Source organism: Pedobacter sp. HDW13, from assembly GCF_011303555.1.
Lineage (GTDB): Bacteria > Bacteroidota > Bacteroidia > Sphingobacteriales > Sphingobacteriaceae > Pedobacter.
On the sequence record NZ_CP049868.1, the window covers coordinates 4,839,181 to 4,858,015 of the forward strand.

Genomic DNA, 18,835 nt, shown 5'->3' on the forward strand with positions numbered 1-18,835 from the left:
TATAATGATTAAAATTTATACCCTATTTGTTGCTGCTCTATTCTTTATTCCCCAGTTACTTTATGCACAAGGCACCGGAACAATTTCAGGGAAAATTACAGCGCTATCTGCCAGTCAACCAGTAGAATTTGTAAACGTTGTTTTAATGAAACCGGGTAATACTGCTATTGTAAAAAGAGAAGTAACAGATGCAAAAGGGAATTATAAGTTAAGCAATGTGCCAGATGGTACCTATTTTATTATAGCCAGTTTTATTGGTTACCAAAACCTGAAAACAGCAACATTTGTAATTGGCCCTGCCAACAGAAGAATAATACAGGATATAAAGCTGGATGGCGGAGCAAAAAATCTTGACGAGGTTTCAGTAGTTTCTAAAAAGCCGCTTTACAATAATACAATCGATAGAAAAGTTTATGATGTATCCCAGGATATTTTGGCCAAATCAGGATCGGCAAGCGAAGTATTGGCTAATGTACCTTTAGTTCAGGTAGACGTGGATGGAAACATCAGTTTGCGAAATTCTACCGCAACCATACTTATTAACGGAAAAGTTTCACCGCTAATGGGGGCAAATGCAGCAGCAGCTTTACAGCAATTGCCCGCAAATAGTATCGAGAGGATAGAAGTAATTACCAATCCATCAGCTAAATATAAACCCGATGGAATGGGTGGTATAATTAATATTGTGTTAAAGAAAAATGTTAAAAGAGGCCTTAACGGAACTGTGATAGCCAATATTGGGAATGGCGAACGCTATAATGCCAGCGCAAATGTGAATTATAATCCGGGAAAGATTAATATTTATGGCAGTTATAGCCTAAAACAAGATTACCGTCAAAGAACAAATGCCAATAACCGCATACAAACCGACCCGCTTACCGGGGGCATTCGTTATTATAATGATTTTGCCGTTCAAAATGCCAGACCGTTTTCAAATGTTGCAGGTTTAGGGATCGATTATAATATTTCGAACAAAACCACTATTGGTTTATCGGGTAACTTTTATCTCCGTAACATGCATAAACATGATGTAACAAGTAAAAGGGTTAGCGCGGCGACTGTACTGGAACAGGATTATGACAGACGAAGAGAAAACTTTGAGCAGGAAAAGAACCTGGATGCCACAGTATATGCCGAACATAATTTTAAGAAGAGTGATCATAAATTGAGGCTTGAGTTTAATCTTTCGCATTCGCCAGAGGTAGAGGATAATCATTACACCAACTCATTCCGTTACCCCAATATGGCCGATCAGCTTGATAATACTTTAATTAAGCAAACTGCCGATCAGAAACATGCAGCTATTACTTATGAAAACCCGGTTACAGCACACAGTAAAATAGAAGCAGGTTATGACGGGCAGTACAATAAAGAAGATCTCGATTTTTATGGCGAAGCATTTAATAACCAGCAGCAAAAATTTTTAACAGATTTGAATAAAACCAACCGTTTTATTTATCACGAAAATGTACATGCACTGTATGGAACTTATGCTTTAGAAGTAAAAAAACTTGGTGCAATGTTGGGCTTAAGAGGCGAATATTCTGATATCACTTCTAAATTAATAACTACAGGCGAGGTAATACCAAATCATTATTTTAAGCTTTATCCCACCATCCATTTTACCTATAAACTTACCGATAACAAAGAGTTACAGTTAAATTATAGCCGCAGGGTAAGAAGACCTGAAGCTGATGAGTTAAATCCGTTTGCCGAATATGCAGATCCAACAAATGTAAGAGTGGGAAACCCGTTTTTACTTCCAGAAATTATTCACTCCGTGGAGCTGGGCTACCAATGGAGTAGCAATCATTTTAGCATATTACCAGGTGTTTATTACCGATATACCTATAACCGTTTTACCGCTATTACAACACCATTAAATGATTCTGTTTTGGTTACCCGCCAGCAAAACCTAAGTAGCGATAAAGCTTTCGGAGCCGATGTTGTTTTAACTGTTCATCCAAATGATAAGTTAAGCTTTAATGTAATTCCAAATGTGTTTTACAATCAGATTGATGCTTCAAACCTCGGTTATTCAGGTAAAAAATCAACAGTTACCTGGTCGGCAAACTTTAATGGGAGTTATACGCTTCCTTGGGGAATGGCTATGCAGCTTAATTCTATTTATAAATCAGCAAGATTAACACCTCAGGGCAAATTCCTGCCCAGTTTTGTGTTAAATATTGGTTTAAGGGAAGAAGTGTTAAAGAAAAAAGGTTCGGTTTATCTTACCGTTTCCGATTTGTTTAAATCGCAGAGGCAGGTGGCTGAGTTGCAATCGCAATTTTTAATACAGCAGGTTAATCAGCGGAGTAATTCGAGGATTTTTTATCTGGGGTTCAATTATAATTTTGGCATAATCAAGAAAAAGAAAGACCTGCAGTTCGATAACAGCCAATAAGTATCGTGCTTCAGTTTTTCTTCAGAATTGACCAATACTATTGTAGTGTTTATTTCAGATTGATCAATGGAAAAGGAACAGGGAATGTTGCTTGGAAAAGTAGAGACTTTCGTTAAAGGACTTTTAGAACAGGAGCTGCACAATAATATGTACTTTCATAATTTTGAACATACTTTGCTGGTAGTAGAGGCCGTTAAAATTATCGGAAAGCAAAGCAACCTGAGCGAAAACGAATTACTGTTGCTTACCCTGTCAGCTTTTTTACACGATGTGGGTTACACTAAACAATACATTGGGCATGAGTTGGCCAGTGCCGAAATTGCCCGTAGTTTTTTACTAGAAAATGGTTTTGAACACCACCAGATAGAAGTGGTAATCAATTGCATTATGGCCACAAAATACCCCCAATTACCCAATACCGATTTAGAAAAAATAATCTGCGATGCGGATTTTTATCATTTTTCCTTTCAAAATTATATCGCCTTTGCAGCCCGCCTTAAAAAAGAGTGGGAGCAAAACCTCAATTTGGTATACTCAGATAGAGAGTGGGATGCCATAAATATAAAGATGCTTGCCGGACATGAGTATTTTACAGATTATGGCAAAAAGACCCTGCAGAAGAAAAAAAATCTGAATATAGAAAAATTAATACAGCGGTTTACGTAAGCTAAAAAGGATTGAACTTTTAATTTCCGGTTTTAATGGCTACTTTATGTCCGGTTAAATAATAAATTATACCAATGAAAATTTTAGTTATAGAAGATGAGCAGGCTTTATTGGAGAGTATTCTGGCCTATTTTACAGGTGAGGGTAATATTTGTGAACACGCTTCAGATTTTGCTGCTGCAAATGAAAAAATATCGCTCTATAACTACGATTGCATTCTTCTGGATTTAGGATTGCCGGATGGCGAAGGCCTGGAGTTATTAACCCGGCTTAAACAACTGAAGAAAAGAGATGGCGTACTGATTATTTCAGCAAGGCATTCTCTGGATGATAAACTCGCCGGACTTGATCTTGGTGCCGATGATTATCTGGTTAAGCCATTTCATTTATCTGAGCTGAAAGCCAGGGTAAGTGCCATTATCCGTAGAAAAAATTTCGATGGTAACAATGTGATTGTCTTTAATGAAATAACTGTCGATGTATCGGCCATGAAAATAACGGTTAAGGGAAACCCGGCAATATTAACCAAGAAGGAGTTCGATCTTTTGGTTTATTTTCTGTCTAACCGCAACAAAGTAGTCACTAAAAATGCAATGGCCGAGCACCTTTGGGGCGACGAAATGGACCTGTCGGATGATTTCGACTTTATTTACACACACGTTAAAAATCTCCGTAAAAAACTACTCGAAGCCGGAGCGGCCGATTATCTGCGTTCGGTTTATGGAATTGGCTATAAATTTGGCGATATATGAAACTGGCTAACCGCTACAACCAGGTAAATATTTTAACCTCCATTGTGGTGTTAATCATTACCGGAATTATTTATTATGTAGTCATCCACTTTATCTTAACCGAAAAACTGGACCGTGATTTAGCGGTAGAAGAGAACGAAATTAACCAATACGTAGATACTTTTCATAAACTTCCTTTACCAGCAAATTATATCGATCAGCAGATTTCCTATAAAACCCTTAACGGACCTTTGCCAGAACGGGAATTTCTGTATACCAATTACTTTAATGCCAAAGAGCGGGAAAATGAGCCAGGAAGGAGTTTAATTACAGTTGTTCAGCTCGATGGTAAAGCCATTGAGGTAAGAATAACGAAATCGCGGGTTGAATCGGAAGATCTGGTAAGGATTATATTACTAATCACCGTAGGTATTACTGTTGTTTTGCTCCTTTCGCTCCTGCTAATCAATAGATTTTTGCTCAATAGGCTTTGGCGGCCCTTTTATTCTATTTTGAGCCGGATGAAAGCATTCGAAGTTACCCGGATGGATAATATAGAACACGAACCAACTAAAATTGATGAGTTTAATGAACTCAATAAATCTGTAAATACAATGGCCGAAAGGGTACGGCAGGATTATAAAGAACTTAAAAGTTTTACCGATAATGCTTCGCACGAAATGATGACCCCTCTGGCAGTAATTAATTCTAAATTAGATTCTTTACTTCAAACCGAATCATTTACCGCACAGCAGGGTGCATTGTTGGAAGATATTTACCACGCAACAGGCAGATTGTCCAGGTTGCATCAATCATTATTACTGCTGGCCAAAATTGAAAATAACCTGATTCCCGATTATCAAAATATCGATCTTAAAGAAATGGTAGAGGCAAAGGGTCGCCAGTTTCAGGAGTTATTAGAAAAGGATGGGCTAACGCTGACTGAAAAACTGATGCCTGTAGAAATCAAAATGAGTCGCTATCTGGCCGATATTCTGTTAAACAATCTTTTTAGCAATGCGGTAAGGCATAATGTTACTGGTGGATACATCAATATTCAGCTGAATCAGCAAGCTTTAACCATCTCCAATTCAGGGAAACCCCGTCAACTGCAAACCAAAATTTTCGATCGTTTTTCCAAATCAGTAGACTCTGAAGGTATGGGTTTAGGTTTAGCCATAACTAAGCAAATCTGTAATCTTTATGGCTTTCGAATCGATTATGAGGAAGAAAAAGGCGAACATGTTTTTGTTGTTTATTTTGTTTAATCCGTGTTTAAGCATGCCGTCCTGTTTCTTCTGCGTAAATCTGCGCTATCAGCGGGAGATTTTAAAAGTGCTTTTTCTTATTAAATCAGGGGTATTAGGCCAAAAACTTTTTGAATATGCTGCAAGCAGCTAACTACAGAATTTCTACATAATTGAAATATAGTTTTGATTAAAATTTAAAACTATGAAGACATTTTTTGGAATTTTATTGCTAGCTACCGGTATGGTTAATCTGGCTCAGGCACAAAAACTTAATGCAGCTAAAGTACCTGCTGAAGTTAAAACTGCATTTACAAAACTTCATGCCAGAACGAAAGTTTCATGGGAAATGGAAAAACAGCATTATGAAGCCGGTTTTACCTTGAATGGTAAAGAAACCTCAGAGGTTTATTCGGCCAAGGGATTGCTATTAGAGACAGAAGTAGAAATTAAATCTACCGAATTGCCTGCTGCTGTTCTGGCTAAATTAAAAGGCGCAAAAATTGCCGAAGCTGCTAAAATTACCAAGGCAGACGGAACGATATATTATGAAGCCGAAGTAAAAGGAAAAGACCTTTTATTCGATTCGAACGGAAATCCTGTAAAATAGTAGTCATGCGTAATTTCTTCCATTGCACAATCCTTTTCGTTTCCGTTAGTTTTTCGTGCGCTGCCCAAAGTATAGATTCAGCTAAAAATATTGCTGCCGATTCGTTAGGAAGGTGGTATACGGGAAATCCGGTTCCAAAAAGAAAATTTAAGGCTGCCGCTTTTATTGCACCTGTGGTATTAGCAGGTTACGGCTTTGCTGCGGTTTACGATCATGGCGCTTTAAAGCAACTCGATTTGAGTACCAAAGCAGAATTACAGGAAGACCATCCTTTATTTGCTGCACATGTTGATGATTACCTCCAATTTGCGCCTGCCGCTGCGGTGTATGCACTTAACCTATCTGGAGTAAAAGGTAAACACAATCTGTTCGATGCCTCGATGTTGTATGTTACTTCAGCAGCTATTATGGGCGTTTCTACCCATTTTGTAAAGCAGGGTGTAGGTAGGGAACGGCCAAATGGCAACAGCGAAAACTCTTTCCCATCCGGACATACGGCTTCGGCATTTATGGCAGCAGAGTTTTTACACCAGGAGTATAAAGATGTTAATCCGTGGATTGGCTATGCAGGTTATTTTGTAGCCACAGCCACCGGAACATTGCGCATGTATAACAATAAACATTGGTTTAGTGATGTGGTGGCTGGTGCAGGATTCGGAATAGCTTCTACAAAAATATCTTATCTGGTGTATCCATACATTAAAAGCCTTTTTACCAAAAAGAAAGATGGAAATTTTACCCTAATGCCTTTTTACCAACAAGGAAGTACAGGCTTAATGCTTTCGGGTAGGTTATAATCTTAAAATGAGTGTGCAATTAATTTTGTCTAGCGTTCAAAAAAACAGCTACAGACTTTCTTCATAATTCATTTGTAATTTGGACTTGCTTAGCTGTTGGATGGTGCGAAAAAACGAAATAATTGAGGTGAATAATTTATAAAATGAAGCTAAAATTAACCTGCATGGTGCTTTGTCTGTTTACCTTTTCAGTAATAAAGGTAATTGCACAAGTGCCGGCAAAGAATCTTGATTACTATTTAAAACAGGCCGAATTAACCAGTCCGGTACTAAAAGATTTTAAGAACCAGCAACGGGCTGCCGGGGTAGATAGCTTAATTATTCGTGCTACCGGAGGGCCACAGGTTACGGCAAGTGCCGCAGGGATGGATGCGCCCATTATTCGGGGTTATGGTTACGATGAAGTACTCACCAACGGGCAGGCTTTAGAAGCCTTGCTTAATGTAAACTACGATTTGCTAAACAAAAAGAGGATCAATAATCAGCTTGAGGGGATAAAGATACAAAGCGATTCTATTAAATATGCAGGCCAGCTATCGCTATTTGATTTGCAAAGATCCATTGCCGATCAATACATTGTGGCTTATGCCAGTCAGCAACAGGTAGATTTTAACCGTGAGGTAATTACATTACTGGAGCAGGAAGAAACATTGTTAAAGAAATTAACCAGAAGTAATATTTACAAACAATCTGAATATTTAACCTTCCTGGTTACCCTGCAACAACAACAATTGGTAGTAAAACAGGCAGAGTTGCAATTTAAAAACGATTATGCCACCTTAAATTATTTGGCAGGCATAACCGATACTACGCAGGTTGTGCTGGCCGATCCAAAGTTACAAAGTGGTGTAACTACTATTGCTCATGGTTTTTTTGGTAAACGTTTTGACATTGATAGCTTAAAAAACAACAATCAAAAAAACGCAATTGACCTTAGCTATAAACCCAAATTAGGCGTGTATGCCAATGGAGGATATAATTCATCGTTTATTTTGCAGCCTTATAAAAATTTGGGTACAAGTGTTGGTTTTACCTTTTCGGTGCCAATTTATGATGGTCATCAAAAGAAGATGCAGTACCAAAAGCTTAACCTATCCGCTAAAACAATAGCCGATTACCGCGATTTTTTTAAGCGTCAGCAAGAACAACAGTTAAACCTGATCAGGCAACAGCTTAATCAAACAGACGCCCTTTTTCCTAAAATAAACGAACAGATCCGTTTCAGCAAAGGTTTAATTGATGTAGACCGTAAACTGATGCATACCGGCGATTTAAAAGTAGCCGATTTTGTAATTGCCATTAACAATTACCTGGCGGCCCAAAACCTGTTGCGCCAAACCAATATTAACCGTTTAAAACTGATTAATCAATTTAATTACTGGAACCGATAACCATGAATAGCGATCTAAAATTTATATGCGGTTGCATTGCCGTACTGCTTATCTTTTCGGGCTGTAGTCATTCAGAATCGGCAGATGCGGTTGATGAACCTTCGCCGGTTACACCTGTTCAGGTTACTACGATTCAGGATAGTTCGCTGGCCGAATTTGTTGAGCTTTCGGCGGTTTCGGCCTATCTCGAAAAGAGCTTTGTAAAGGCCAATATCAATGGTTATATAGAAAGCACACAAGCCATAACAGGTAAGCAGGTAGGCAGTCATCAACTGTTATTTAGTTTAATCACCAAAGAAGCAAAATCAATAGGCAATAGTGTAAATAAGCTCGATGCTGGTTTTAAATTTTCGGGCATTTCCAACATCAGGGCCGATCAGGCAGGTACCATTGTTCAGGTAAACCACCAGAAAGGAGACTATGTGCAGGATGGAGAAGCTTTGGCAACCATTAGTAACAGAAATAGCCTTGTTTTTTTGCTCGATTTGCCTTACGAGTATAACCAGTTGATTAACCAGAACAAAACATTAGCTGTGCTGTTGCCCGATGGAACAAAAATGACAGGAACAGTTTCGGGCACTATGCCTTCGGTTGATTCGGCAGCACAAACCCAGCGTTATATCCTTAAAGTTGGAGCAGGCAATAATATTCCCGAAGGTTTAATTGCCAAAGTGAGGTTAACCAAAGTAAGTCATACGCAGGCACAGGTATTACCAAAATCGGCAGTGTTGGCTAACGAAACAGAAGATGAGTTTTGGGTAATGAAACTCATCAACGATTCTACCGCAGTAAAGGTAAAAGTGAAAAGGGGAATCGAAAATCAGCATACCATCGAAGTGCTTGAGCCTAAGTTTTCGAAAAAAGACCGGATCATTACTTCCGGCAACTATGGGATAGCCGATACGGCCAAAGTTAAAATTCAGCAATAGCCATGAACAAGTTTTTCGTTTCGCATAAAAACCCAATTCTGGCAGTACTGCTAATCATTATAGTGGGAGGGGTTTATTCTTTTAGTCAGCTAAAAACCGGTCTTTTCCCTGAAATTACCTTTCCAAAGATTAAGATTATTGCCGATGCAGAATTGCAGCCGGTTGATAAAATGGTGGTTACTGTAACGCGGCCTTTAGAAAATGCGGTAAAACAGGTGCCCGATCTTCAATTGGTTAGGAGTACTACCAGTCGGGGTAGCTGCGAGCTTTCTGCATTTATGAATCCTGGCGCCGATATCGATTTGAGCCAGCAACGCATAGAATCGCAGATTGCCAAAATAAGTGCTTCATTGCCTGCTGGTGTTAACATATCTGTCGAGAAAATGAATCCGTCTATCCTTCCGGTAAGCGGATACAGCCTTGAAAGTCATAATTATTCTCCCGCCGAACTGAAAAGAATTGCCACCTATACAGTAAAACCATTTCTTTCACAGGTTGACGGGGTTTCGGAGATTCGTGTTATTGGCGGTAAAAGCAAAGAATATTGGCTGGAACTCGATGCACAAAAAATGCAAACGCTGGGCATTGCTCCCGATCAGATTAGTAACGCACTCAGTCAAACCAATTTTATAAAATCTAACGGCTACCTGGCCGATCACAATTATTTATATCTATCCGTAACCGATGCTACGGTTAAAAATAAAAGCGACTTAGAAAACCTGGTACTGAGCAGAAAAGGCAACCGGATTATTAAGGTAATGGATGTTGCGAAGGTAAACATTCAGCAAAGTGTAGAGTATACGAGGATTAATGCAAACGGGAAAGACGGAATCCTGATCGCCGTAATTAAACAGCCCAACGCCAACCTGGTCGATCTTTCTAACGAGATGCATAGCAAGGTAGCGCAATTGAAACATATTTTACCAGCAGGGGTAAGCATTAAACCCTATTACGTACAGGCCGATTTTGTAAACGAATCAGTAAAAAGTGTTCGCGATAGTTTATTAATTGGTTTGGTGCTGGCTATTGTTGTGGCGATTATTTTTTTAAGATCGTTCAAGGCGAGTGCAACGATATTGATTACCATTCCGGTTACGCTTTGTTTAACGGTAATTGTGCTTTATTTTATCGGTTATTCGCTCAATATTATGACACTTGGTGCCATTGCTGCGGCCATAGGTTTAATTATAGATGATGCCATTGTAGTGGTAGAACAAATTCACCGCACACACGAAGAACACCCCGAAGAGCTTACCATGCGGCTGCTGAGCAAAGCCGTTGGCTATCTTTTTCCGGCTATGCTGGGTTCTTCCATTAGTACCATCGTAATTTTTGTTCCTTTTGTATTGATGACGGGCGTTGCAGGCTCTTATTTTCAGGTAATGACCAATACCATGATTATTACGCTGGTTTGTTCTTTCTTTGTTACCTGGATTGGCTTACCCGTAATTTATCTTTTGCTTACCCGCAAAGGAGGCAGCCATGCTGCTTCAGGCAAAAAGGTGGTAGTACATGAGGTTAAATCGCAAAACTGGGTGCGTTATTTTATTACGCGGCCTGCTATTTCAATTCTATTTTTGCTCGTACTGGTTGCATCGATAGCACTTGTTTTTCCTCGTTTGGAAACTGGTTTTCTCCCGGAAATGGATGAAGGCAGTATTGTTTTAGATTATGCTTCTCCACCAGGTACATCGCTCGAAGAAACCGACCGGATGCTTAAGGAAGTGGAAAAGGAAATTGTAAAAATACCCGACGTACAGGCCTATTCGAGAAGAACAGGAACACAGATGGGTTTTTTTATTACTGAACCTAATACCGGTGATTACCTGATACAGCTGAAACCAAACAGAACAAAAAACACTGATGAGGTGATTTCTGAGATCCGCACACATATAGAAAATACCCAGCCTGCACTGGTTATTGATTTTGGGCAGGTAATAGGGGATATGCTGGGCGATTTAATGAGCTCTACCCAGCCAATAGAAGTCAAGATTTTTGGTAACGATCAAGAGAAACTGCAAGGCTTATCTAAAAAGGTTGCAGGTATAGTTTCGCATGTAGGTGGTACAGCCGATGTTTTTGATGGTATTGTACTTTCGGGGCCGACTGCAAACATTGAGCCTAACTTTGCTATGCTGGCACAATATGGAGTAAGTCCGGCTTCTTTTCAGTCGCAGCTTCAAACAGCAATGCAGGGCACTTTAATAGGCGATTTATACGATAAACAACAACTTTCGCCTATCCGCATGGTGTACCCCGGAAGCAGGACTTTTAGCGTGGCCGATATTAATAAACTCAAAATTTTCCTGGCTGATGGAACTGCTGTTCCTATTCAGCAAATGGCCAATGTGGCGCTAAAATCCGGAAATGCTGAGGTAGAAAGAGAAAATCTGCAAAGCATTGGAGTGGTTACAGCAAGGCTGGATAACCGCGATCTGGGTAGCGTAATGAAAGATATTCAGAAAGCTGTAAATAACAATATAAACCTGCCTTCTGGTTATCACATCGAATACGGTGGTGCCTATAAAGAACAGCAACAATCCTTCTCCGAATTGTTAACCATTCTTATTGCTTCCAGTTTGCTGGTGTTTAGCGTAATTCTGTTCTTGTTTAAAGATTTTAAAATTGCCTTTCTTATTCTGGTTATCTCGGTACTGGGCATTTCGGGCAGTTATCTGGCTTTGTTTTTAACACATACCCCTTTAAATGTGGGCAGTTATACGGGCTTGATTATGATTGTGGGTATTATTGGCGAGAATGCCATATTCACCTTTCTACAGTTTAAAGAATCGCTGGAAAAACTAAGTGTTGATGATGCCATTACCTTTGCTATTTCTACCCGTTTACGACCAAAATTAATGACTGCCCTGGGGGCAATTATCGCATTAATGCCTTTGGCTTTAGGTATCGGGGCAGGAGCACAACTTCATCAGCCGCTGGCCATTGCTGTAATTGGTGGCTTTATTGTAGCCTTACCTTTGCTGCTCGTGGCTTTGCCAAGCCTGATTAGAAAATGCTATAAGCCAAGCCAACTTTTAGCTGATGCTGCTAAAGTATAACAGTTTTTAAGCCAAACCATAAATCAATATTAAACTAAAAAAATGAAAAAGAAATTATTAAGTATTTTGATCCTTTTTGCAGTTTCACTTACTGCAATTGCACAGCAAAAAAGCAGTTTACGTGTGCTGGCTGTCCATAAAATTCAAAGCGATGGCGGCTGGGATTACCTAAGTATCGATCAGCAGCATAACAATCTTTTTATTGCTCATGGCAACCAGGTAAATATATTAAACAAGAATAATGGCGATTCGGTTGGCGTAATTTACAATACACCTGGTGTGCACGGCATTACAATTGCCAATCCATTTGGTAAGGGCTATACCACCAATGGTAAGGCAGGAACCTGCACGATTTTCGACTTGAACAATTTTAAAGTTTTGGGACAGGTTAAGGTAGGGCAGAACCCCGATGCCACCTTTTTTGATGATTACAGCAAGAAAGTAATTGTATTTAATGGCAAAAGTAACGATGCCAGCATTATCGATCCCCAAATGGATAAAGTTATTGCTACGATTGCTTTAGGTGGTAAACCAGAGGCAGGCGTATCAGACGGGAAAGGAAAAGTATATGTAAATATCGAAGATACCGGAGAAATTGTTTGTTTTGATATCACCAGCTATAAAGTTTTATCAAGATATAAATTAAAAGGAGGAGAAGAACCATCTGGCCTGGCTATCGATCGTTTAACATCGCGGCTGTTTACTGTTTGTGCCAACAAGCTGATGTTTATTCTGGATGCCAAAACAGGTAAACAGATTGCTTCGTTACCGATTGGCGATAACTGTGATGGTGTAGTTTTCGATCCGGCTACTAAATTGGCTTATAGTGCGAATGGGGCAGGCAGCATTACTGTGGTGAAAGAAATCTCGGCAAATAAATTTGTGGTGCAGGAAACTGTGAGTACAGCAGTAGGTGCCAGAACTATTGCCATTGATTTGACAAATCACCATCTTTTTTTACCTACGGCAAATTTTGAAAAAAGTACAGATGCAAGTCAACGTCCGCATCGCATTGCCGGCAGTTTTAAAATCCTGGAAGTAGGTAAATAAAACTATTGTTTCTAAAATCTGAAGGTGCCGGGAAGCATATTGTGTTTCACCTGGCACCTTTTTTTATTGAACCTGGTCGAGGTTTTTAATGCAATGAGTGTTCTGTAACCACCTCATTATCTTAATGAAATTATGATAAATTACGGTGCAGTTCGGATCATTTAAGGTACGCATATGATAAATTACGTGCGGTTCTGATTATTTAAGGCACAGCTTTGCAAATCTTGGCGGTACTTATAAATCTCTTATAAAAATATCTAAAAGTAGCGTTGGTAATTATAATTTATTTTACTAATTTTTTTAGTAATTTTGTGCTATTGATTTAGAATTACAAGTGAAAATACTTACTACAGGTACAAAATAAATTAGCATAACTAAAGGGTAAATAATATGAAAGAGTTAATTGCGCTTTTAAAGCGTTATCTGTTAAAAGAGGCCGAGTCTTTAAATCAAATTAGCGACAAGAACAAAGCAAGCAAGAAGAAATAAGCTGTTGTATGGGATTTTCAGGAGACAAGCTACAATAGCTCGGAGATACCGGTAATTATGGGTGAAAATATAGCTGCCTTAGCTTTGCCAGTAATACCTATGGTAATTTGATGTTCAATTATTCGGATACCAGCAATTAATTTAAAATTACCTGATAGGTTTTACAACATGCAAACACATTACAGGTTTTGGGGAGGACAAGTATAAGCGCCAAACAATCAGGCTATCCCATTTTTAGGATAGCCTGATTGTATAAATTGACCAAAGTATCTAAATTATACACTTACAAATTCATTCTGCTAAAGGATAATGTTAAAATGTGTTTACGTTGCGGATGATCGTTTTTTAACGATGCTTTAATGTAGTTCTTAACGCCTAATACAATATCAATTAAGCCTGTTTGCTCAGTATAAAAAATGTTGAATCGTTTTTTACGTGCATCATCAAGAGGTGTTTTAGCCAGTGCAACCGCTGTAATGTTGGCTTCCATACCGCTAAGCAGGCTTTGGAAAGATGCGATATTGATATCAGCTTCTGTAGGCTCGTAAACTTTACTTGTTATCAATACATCAATATACTGCTTAAAATTTTCTATCCTGCCATCGTAAGATACCCTGGGCTTGATACGGGTATTCGTATCGCTGGTGGCTTTACTTTTTTTGCCTATTCCCCTTAATTTATCGGCCAGTGTTTTAGCTGTTTGTAGTTCGGCCGGGTTATCAATAGCCGCCTTAAGATAATTGTAGCTGCGGGTAATTAAATGGTTAAAAGGTTTAAAAATAAGCTCCTGTTCATCCACAGCTTTGCTGTAAACAGGTAAAACCTGGCTAACAATACGTATGGCCTCATCAGCATTTGTAGATAACTGTTCTAAGTTTTCGATCGAAAATTTAAGTTTGGGTGGCTGTAGTCTGCACCAAGGGTTTTTAAACGGATAATTAAATCTTTTAAGTTGGCCGCATTTTTTGCGAAGCCGCTTTCGGTTGTTGACATTGGTTTGTTTCTTTAGGTAAATAAAAAAATAGCGCAAAATAGACTGATCATTTTAGCTGCTTATCAAAATAGCTAAGGCAAATGCCAAACCAGTTTGTTTTTAGCCAAGTAGTTTTAGCTTTTAAGGTGCGGGAGTAGATATAAAATAATGCTTTATGGTTTGTTAAAGCCTTGTTTATCGCCTATAATATCATATGGAAAAATAGATGTTTTTTTCAAACCGGCTATAAATGGGGAGTATGGAATGGGGTTAGATTTTCCCATTTTGTAGAAAGTGGGGAAATATTTCTACAACTATCTGGAATATGTGGAGTAAGCATATTGTCATTGTTTGTAAGCCCGGAAGATTAATAATTCTCTGTGTAAATCGGCTATAAGCTATAAGAATTAGTGAATATACCTTATCGTTAGTAATGACTGCACTACTGTAATGTAATCTGATTCGAAACCTTTTAATCAAAAGACTTTCATTAATCACTCTATTTCTTTAAAAACTGATCAACCCAACATTGTAAAGCAGGCAGCTGGTTTATGCTGGAATAAAAAGGCAATGTAAAATTAGACAATCGTTTGCGCTGACATTTATGTTGTTTTGCTCATTTGCTTGTTCTATTTTTAAAAATACAAATCAACAAAACCAAACAGAAGCTTAACCAATGCACATCCCACTGTTTAAAAAAATATTTGCGTTATTGCTGTTAATCAGCCTGTCAGCGGGTAGTTGGGCTCAAAAAGCAACCACCTTTGCTATAGGTGCCGAATCTTTTGAGCTAAATGGCAAGCCTTATATTATCCGTTGCGGCGAAATGCATTTTGCGCGGATTCCTAAAGCCGAGTGGAAAAAACGTTTGCAAATGGCAAAAGCCATGGGGTTAAATACCGTTTGTGCTTACCTTTTTTGGAACATGCACGAAAAACAACCCGATCAGTTTACCTGGACCGGGCAAAGTGATGCTGCCGAATTTTGTAAACTGGCAAAAGAGGTAGGTTTGTACGTAATATTAAGGCCTGGGCCATATTCTTGTGCCGAATGGGAGTTCGGTGGTTTCCCCTGGTGGCTGCTTAAAGATAAAAACATCCGTTTGCGCACACAAAATCCATATTTTTTAGCCCGATCGAAAAAATATCTGCTTGAAGTAGGTAAGCAGCTCGCGCCTTTGCAAGTTAGTAAGGGCGGCAACATTATTATGGTACAGGTAGAGAATGAGTATGGTAGCTATGGTAACGATAAGGATTATATGAACATTATTAAAGCCAATTTACAAGAAGCTGGCTTTACAGTTCCTTTGTTCCACTGCGACGGACCTACACAATTAAAGAACGATCACCCCGAAGGATTATTTGCCGTGGTAAACTTTGGCAGTGATCCGGAGGCCAATTTTAAAGCTTTAAGGGCTATACAACCAACTGGCCCATTAATGTGTGGCGAATATTATCCAGGCTGGTTTGATAGCTGGGGCAGGCCGCACCACAAGGGTAATACGCAGCGAATTGTTGATGAGCTTAAATATATGCTCGATCATAAGGCATCTTTCAGCATTTACATGGCTCACGGCGGAACCAGCTTTGGTACTTACAGTGGTGCTAATGCACCTCCATACCTGCCGCAAACCAGTAGTTACGATTACGATGCACCTATTGATGAAGCCGGCAATACAACCGAGAAATTTTATGCCATCCGTAAGTTATTTGCAAATTACCTGCAGGAGGGCGAGGTTTTACCTGATGTTCCGCCGGTAAACAAAATCCAGAAATTACAGCCCGTTCATTTCACATCGGTAGCAGTGCTTTCTAAAAACCTGCCAAAAGCTGTTTTAACCGATACAGCATTATTAATGGAAGATTTAAACCAGGATTTTGGTTGTGTATTATACGAAACTACTTTAAAAGCGGGTAAAAAAGCTAACCTGATTTTTAAAGATATACACGATTATGCCTTGGTTTACATAGATGGAAAAAAGATTGGTGAACTGGATAGAAGAAAGGGTCGTTTTAACATTGAAATACCTGCAAGGCTAAGTAAAAGCGTATTGAGAATATTGGTGGAGGCAACCGGTAGGGTAAACTACGGTTACCAGATGCACGATTGGAAAGGCATACATAGTGCAGTTTACCTTAGCGAAAACGGAAAACAAACTGAATTAAAAGGCTGGAAAAATTATCCCGTGAGATTGGGTGAGGTAAATATCCCGCTTCGGTACGAAAAACTTAATCGCCAGCAAGCAGCTACCGCATTTTACAAAGGCAGTTTTACGGCCGATAAATTAGAAGATACTTACCTGGACATGGGTAAATGGAATAAAGGATTAGTTTGGTTAAATGGAATGTGCCTGGGCAGATACTGGAATATCGGCCCAACGCAAACCATGCTTGTACTAGGCAGCTGGTTAAAAAAGGGTAATAACGAAGTTGTTGTTTTCGACCTGTTCGGTACCTCAACACCGAATTTAAGCTTTTTAGATAAACCTATTTTAGATGTTGTAAACGAAAAGCAACCTCAGTTGCACCGTAAGGCCGGCCAAAAATGGCTTGCAGATGCACAGCAACCATATGCAGAAGGTACTTTTGCAAACGATAACAAATGGCAGACGGTAAATTTTAAACCCGTTACCGCCCGTTATTTCTGTTTGGAAGCACTTACCGAACAAAAAGGACAAGCTTATACATCGGTAGCAGAAATTGTGCTGGTTGATGATAAGGGCAATGAAATACCACGTAGCGACTGGAAAGTTGTTTATGCTGATAGTGAAGAGCTAGGTGGCGATGATGGAAATGCAGCAAATGTTTTCGATTTGCAGTTTACCAGTATCTGGCATACCCAATGGGAAAACCAGTCGCCAAAACCACCGCACCAGATTGTAATAGACCTGGGCAAAATTTACAGTATTAAGGCATTGAAACTTTTACCAAGGCAGGATAATGCCAATGGCAGAATTAAAGATTACAGATTATATTTTAACCAGAAACCATTTAAAAATTTATAAGCAGGTGCAAGCGAATGAGCTACCGGAAGTTAAGCCAATGTAAATTTAAAAACGGCTAAATAACAGCAAGTAAAACGTTTGTTCAATAACAATTACTATCAATTAAACTTAAATAATAAACATAAAAAACACAAATGGAACGTAGAGATTTTATCAAAAGTGGTGCAGTCACAGCGGCGGGTTTAACCATCCTGCCAACAGGAAGCTTATTTGCATCATCAGACAGTGCCAAAGTAAGAGTAGGCTATATTGGTGTAGGTGCACGTGGTATGAGCCATATTTCTGAGGGTGCATTGAGAGACGATGTAGAAATTGTAGCTATTTGCGATACTCAGGAAAGCTCACTTAAAATTTGCCGCAATTTCATTGCTAAAAAAGGAAGACCTGCAGCTACTGAATATACAGGTGGGGTAGATGCTTATAAAAAACTTTTAGATCGTAAAGATATCGATGCCGTAATTATTTCTACACCATGGCAGTTTCACCGCGATCAGGCAGTTGATGCCATGAAAGCTGGTAAATATGTAGGTTGCGAAGTTATTGCAGGTTTAACCGTTCAAGATCACTGGGATATTGTAAATACTTCTGAGAAAACCGGAATGCCTTACATGACTTTAGAGAATGTTTGTTACCGTAGAGATGTAATGGCAGCTTTAAACATGGTACGTCAGGGTTTATTTGGTGAGTTAGTTCACTTAGAAGGCGGTTACCAGCACAACTTAAGAAACGTATTATTTAATAACGGTAAAGATTATTATGGAGGCGGTGTAGAATACGGACCAAAAGCTTTAAGTGAGGCTCAATGGCGTACGCAATTCAACATCGATCAGGATGGTGATTTGTACCCAACCCATGGTGTAGGTCCAATTATGCAATATGCCAATATCAACAGAGGTAACAGCTTTACCAATCTGGTATCGTTCAGCTCGAAAGCAAGAGGATTGGCCGCATACGTAGAGGAGCTTTCTCCAGGTCACCCAAATGCAAAAATCAATTATAAAAATGGTGATGTTACCACTACCTTAATTAATTGTGCAAACGGTGAAACTGTAATGTTAAGCCACGATACGCATTTGCCTCGTCCTTACTCTATCGGTTTCAGGGTTCAGGGTACAAACGGACTTTGGATGGATGTAAACAAATCGGTACACATCGAACATAAATCGAAAGATCATGCATGGGATAAAGCTGACGAATGGTTCGAAAAATATGATCACCCGCTTTGGAAAAAATATGAAGCAGAAGCTGTAGGCGCAGGTCACGGTGGTATGGATTGGTTCGTATTTAATGGTTTTATTCAGGCGGTAAAACAGAAAAAACAAACGCCAATTGATGTTTATGACTCGGTAACCATGAGTGTAATTACTCCACTTTCTACCAAATCGTTAAAAGAAGGAAATATGCCACAAAAATTCCCTGATTTTACCAAAGGTAAATGGAAAGACCGTAAAAATACTTTCGCTTTAGACGATAGCGGATTTTAGT

Annotated in this window: 13 protein-coding genes; 12 read left to right on the forward strand and 1 reads right to left on the reverse strand. The window is 39.1% G+C overall.

All coding sequences use genetic code 11. The features are described from left to right. The first annotated feature begins 4 nt into the window (after positions 1 to 4). From G7074_RS20375 to G7074_RS20420, 10 genes are all read left to right on the forward strand, one after another. Entirely contained in the window at positions 5 to 2,404 is a 2,400-nt protein-coding gene (locus G7074_RS20375; protein ID WP_166210995.1) for a TonB-dependent receptor domain-containing protein, read from the forward strand. Positions 2,405 to 2,470: 66 nt separating this feature from the next. Continuing rightward, positions 2,471 to 3,070 (forward strand): HD domain-containing protein, encoded by a 600-nt coding sequence (locus tag G7074_RS20380; protein WP_124559312.1) that lies wholly within the window; start codon positions 2,471 to 2,473, stop codon positions 3,068 to 3,070. Between the two features lie 74 nt (positions 3,071 to 3,144). Continuing rightward, the gene (locus G7074_RS20385) at positions 3,145 to 3,822 is read left to right on the forward strand and encodes a response regulator transcription factor (protein WP_124559311.1); all 678 of its coding nucleotides are present in this window, start codon (positions 3,145 to 3,147) and stop codon (positions 3,820 to 3,822) included. Further along, positions 3,819 to 5,069, forward strand: coding sequence for a HAMP domain-containing sensor histidine kinase (locus tag G7074_RS20390; protein ID WP_124559310.1), 1,251 nt, complete (start codon positions 3,819 to 3,821; stop codon positions 5,067 to 5,069). Before G7074_RS20385 ends, G7074_RS20390 begins: the two co-directional genes overlap by 4 nt. A gap of 184 nt (positions 5,070 to 5,253) precedes the next feature. After that, the gene (locus tag G7074_RS20395; protein ID WP_124559309.1) at positions 5,254 to 5,658 is read left to right on the forward strand and encodes a hypothetical protein; all 405 of its coding nucleotides are present in this window, start codon (positions 5,254 to 5,256) and stop codon (positions 5,656 to 5,658) included. A 5-nt stretch (positions 5,659 to 5,663) separates the two neighbouring features. Further along, positions 5,664 to 6,455, forward strand: coding sequence for a phosphatase PAP2 family protein (locus tag G7074_RS20400; RefSeq protein WP_166210998.1), 792 nt, complete (start codon positions 5,664 to 5,666; stop codon positions 6,453 to 6,455). 143 nt (positions 6,456 to 6,598) lie between these two features. Beyond that, complete coding sequence (locus tag G7074_RS20405) at positions 6,599 to 7,846, forward strand: TolC family protein (protein WP_124559307.1); 1,248 nt, start codon at positions 6,599 to 6,601, stop codon at positions 7,844 to 7,846. Between the two features lie 2 nt (positions 7,847 to 7,848). Beyond that, a complete protein-coding gene (locus G7074_RS20410; RefSeq protein ID WP_124559306.1) occupies positions 7,849 to 8,775 on the forward strand; it encodes an efflux RND transporter periplasmic adaptor subunit in 927 nt (308 codons plus the stop codon). Between the two features lie 2 nt (positions 8,776 to 8,777). After that, a complete protein-coding gene (locus tag G7074_RS20415; RefSeq protein ID WP_166211001.1) occupies positions 8,778 to 11,834 on the forward strand; it encodes an efflux RND transporter permease subunit in 3,057 nt (1,018 codons plus the stop codon). 42 nt (positions 11,835 to 11,876) lie between these two features. Further along, entirely contained in the window at positions 11,877 to 12,884 is a 1,008-nt protein-coding gene (locus G7074_RS20420) for a YncE family protein (RefSeq protein WP_166211004.1), read from the forward strand. 772 nt (positions 12,885 to 13,656) lie between these two features. Here the strand turns inward: G7074_RS20420 and G7074_RS20425 are convergent. Continuing rightward, the gene (locus tag G7074_RS20425; RefSeq protein ID WP_166211007.1) at positions 13,657 to 14,403 is read right to left on the reverse strand and encodes a hypothetical protein; all 747 of its coding nucleotides are present in this window, start codon (positions 14,401 to 14,403) and stop codon (positions 13,657 to 13,659) included. Positions 14,404 to 15,022: 619 nt separating this feature from the next. Between G7074_RS20425 and G7074_RS20430 the strand changes: the two genes are divergently transcribed. Both G7074_RS20430 and G7074_RS20435 read left to right on the forward strand, forming a co-directional pair. Continuing rightward, entirely contained in the window at positions 15,023 to 17,350 is a 2,328-nt protein-coding gene (locus G7074_RS20430; protein ID WP_166211010.1) for a beta-galactosidase, read from the forward strand. Between the two features lie 134 nt (positions 17,351 to 17,484). Beyond that, entirely contained in the window at positions 17,485 to 18,834 is a 1,350-nt protein-coding gene (locus G7074_RS20435) for a Gfo/Idh/MocA family protein (protein WP_124559299.1), read from the forward strand. Position 18,835 lies beyond the last annotated feature (1 nt).

Excerpts from the sequence above, each read along its gene's own strand:
- G7074_RS20385 (WP_124559311.1), top strand. The coding sequence starts at position 3,145 with ATGAAAATTTTAGTTATAGAAGATGAGCAGGCTTTATTGGAGAGTATT.
- G7074_RS20400 (WP_166210998.1), top strand. The coding sequence starts at position 5,664 with ATGCGTAATTTCTTCCATTGCACAATCCTTTTCGTTTCCGTTAGTTTT.
- G7074_RS20380 (WP_124559312.1), top strand. The coding sequence starts at position 2,471 with ATGGAAAAGGAACAGGGAATGTTGCTTGGAAAAGTAGAGACTTTCGTT.
- G7074_RS20435 (WP_124559299.1), top strand. The coding sequence starts at position 17,485 with ATGGAACGTAGAGATTTTATCAAAAGTGGTGCAGTCACAGCGGCGGGT.
- G7074_RS20415 (WP_166211001.1), top strand. The coding sequence starts at position 8,778 with ATGAACAAGTTTTTCGTTTCGCATAAAAACCCAATTCTGGCAGTACTG.
- G7074_RS20395 (WP_124559309.1), top strand. The coding sequence starts at position 5,254 with ATGAAGACATTTTTTGGAATTTTATTGCTAGCTACCGGTATGGTTAAT.
- G7074_RS20390 (WP_124559310.1), top strand. The coding sequence starts at position 3,819 with ATGAAACTGGCTAACCGCTACAACCAGGTAAATATTTTAACCTCCATT.
- G7074_RS20430 (WP_166211010.1), top strand. The coding sequence starts at position 15,023 with ATGCACATCCCACTGTTTAAAAAAATATTTGCGTTATTGCTGTTAATC.
- G7074_RS20420 (WP_166211004.1), top strand. The coding sequence starts at position 11,877 with ATGAAAAAGAAATTATTAAGTATTTTGATCCTTTTTGCAGTTTCACTT.
- G7074_RS20405 (WP_124559307.1), top strand. The coding sequence starts at position 6,599 with ATGAAGCTAAAATTAACCTGCATGGTGCTTTGTCTGTTTACCTTTTCA.
- G7074_RS20375 (WP_166210995.1), top strand. The coding sequence starts at position 5 with ATGATTAAAATTTATACCCTATTTGTTGCTGCTCTATTCTTTATTCCC.
- G7074_RS20410 (WP_124559306.1), top strand. The coding sequence starts at position 7,849 with ATGAATAGCGATCTAAAATTTATATGCGGTTGCATTGCCGTACTGCTT.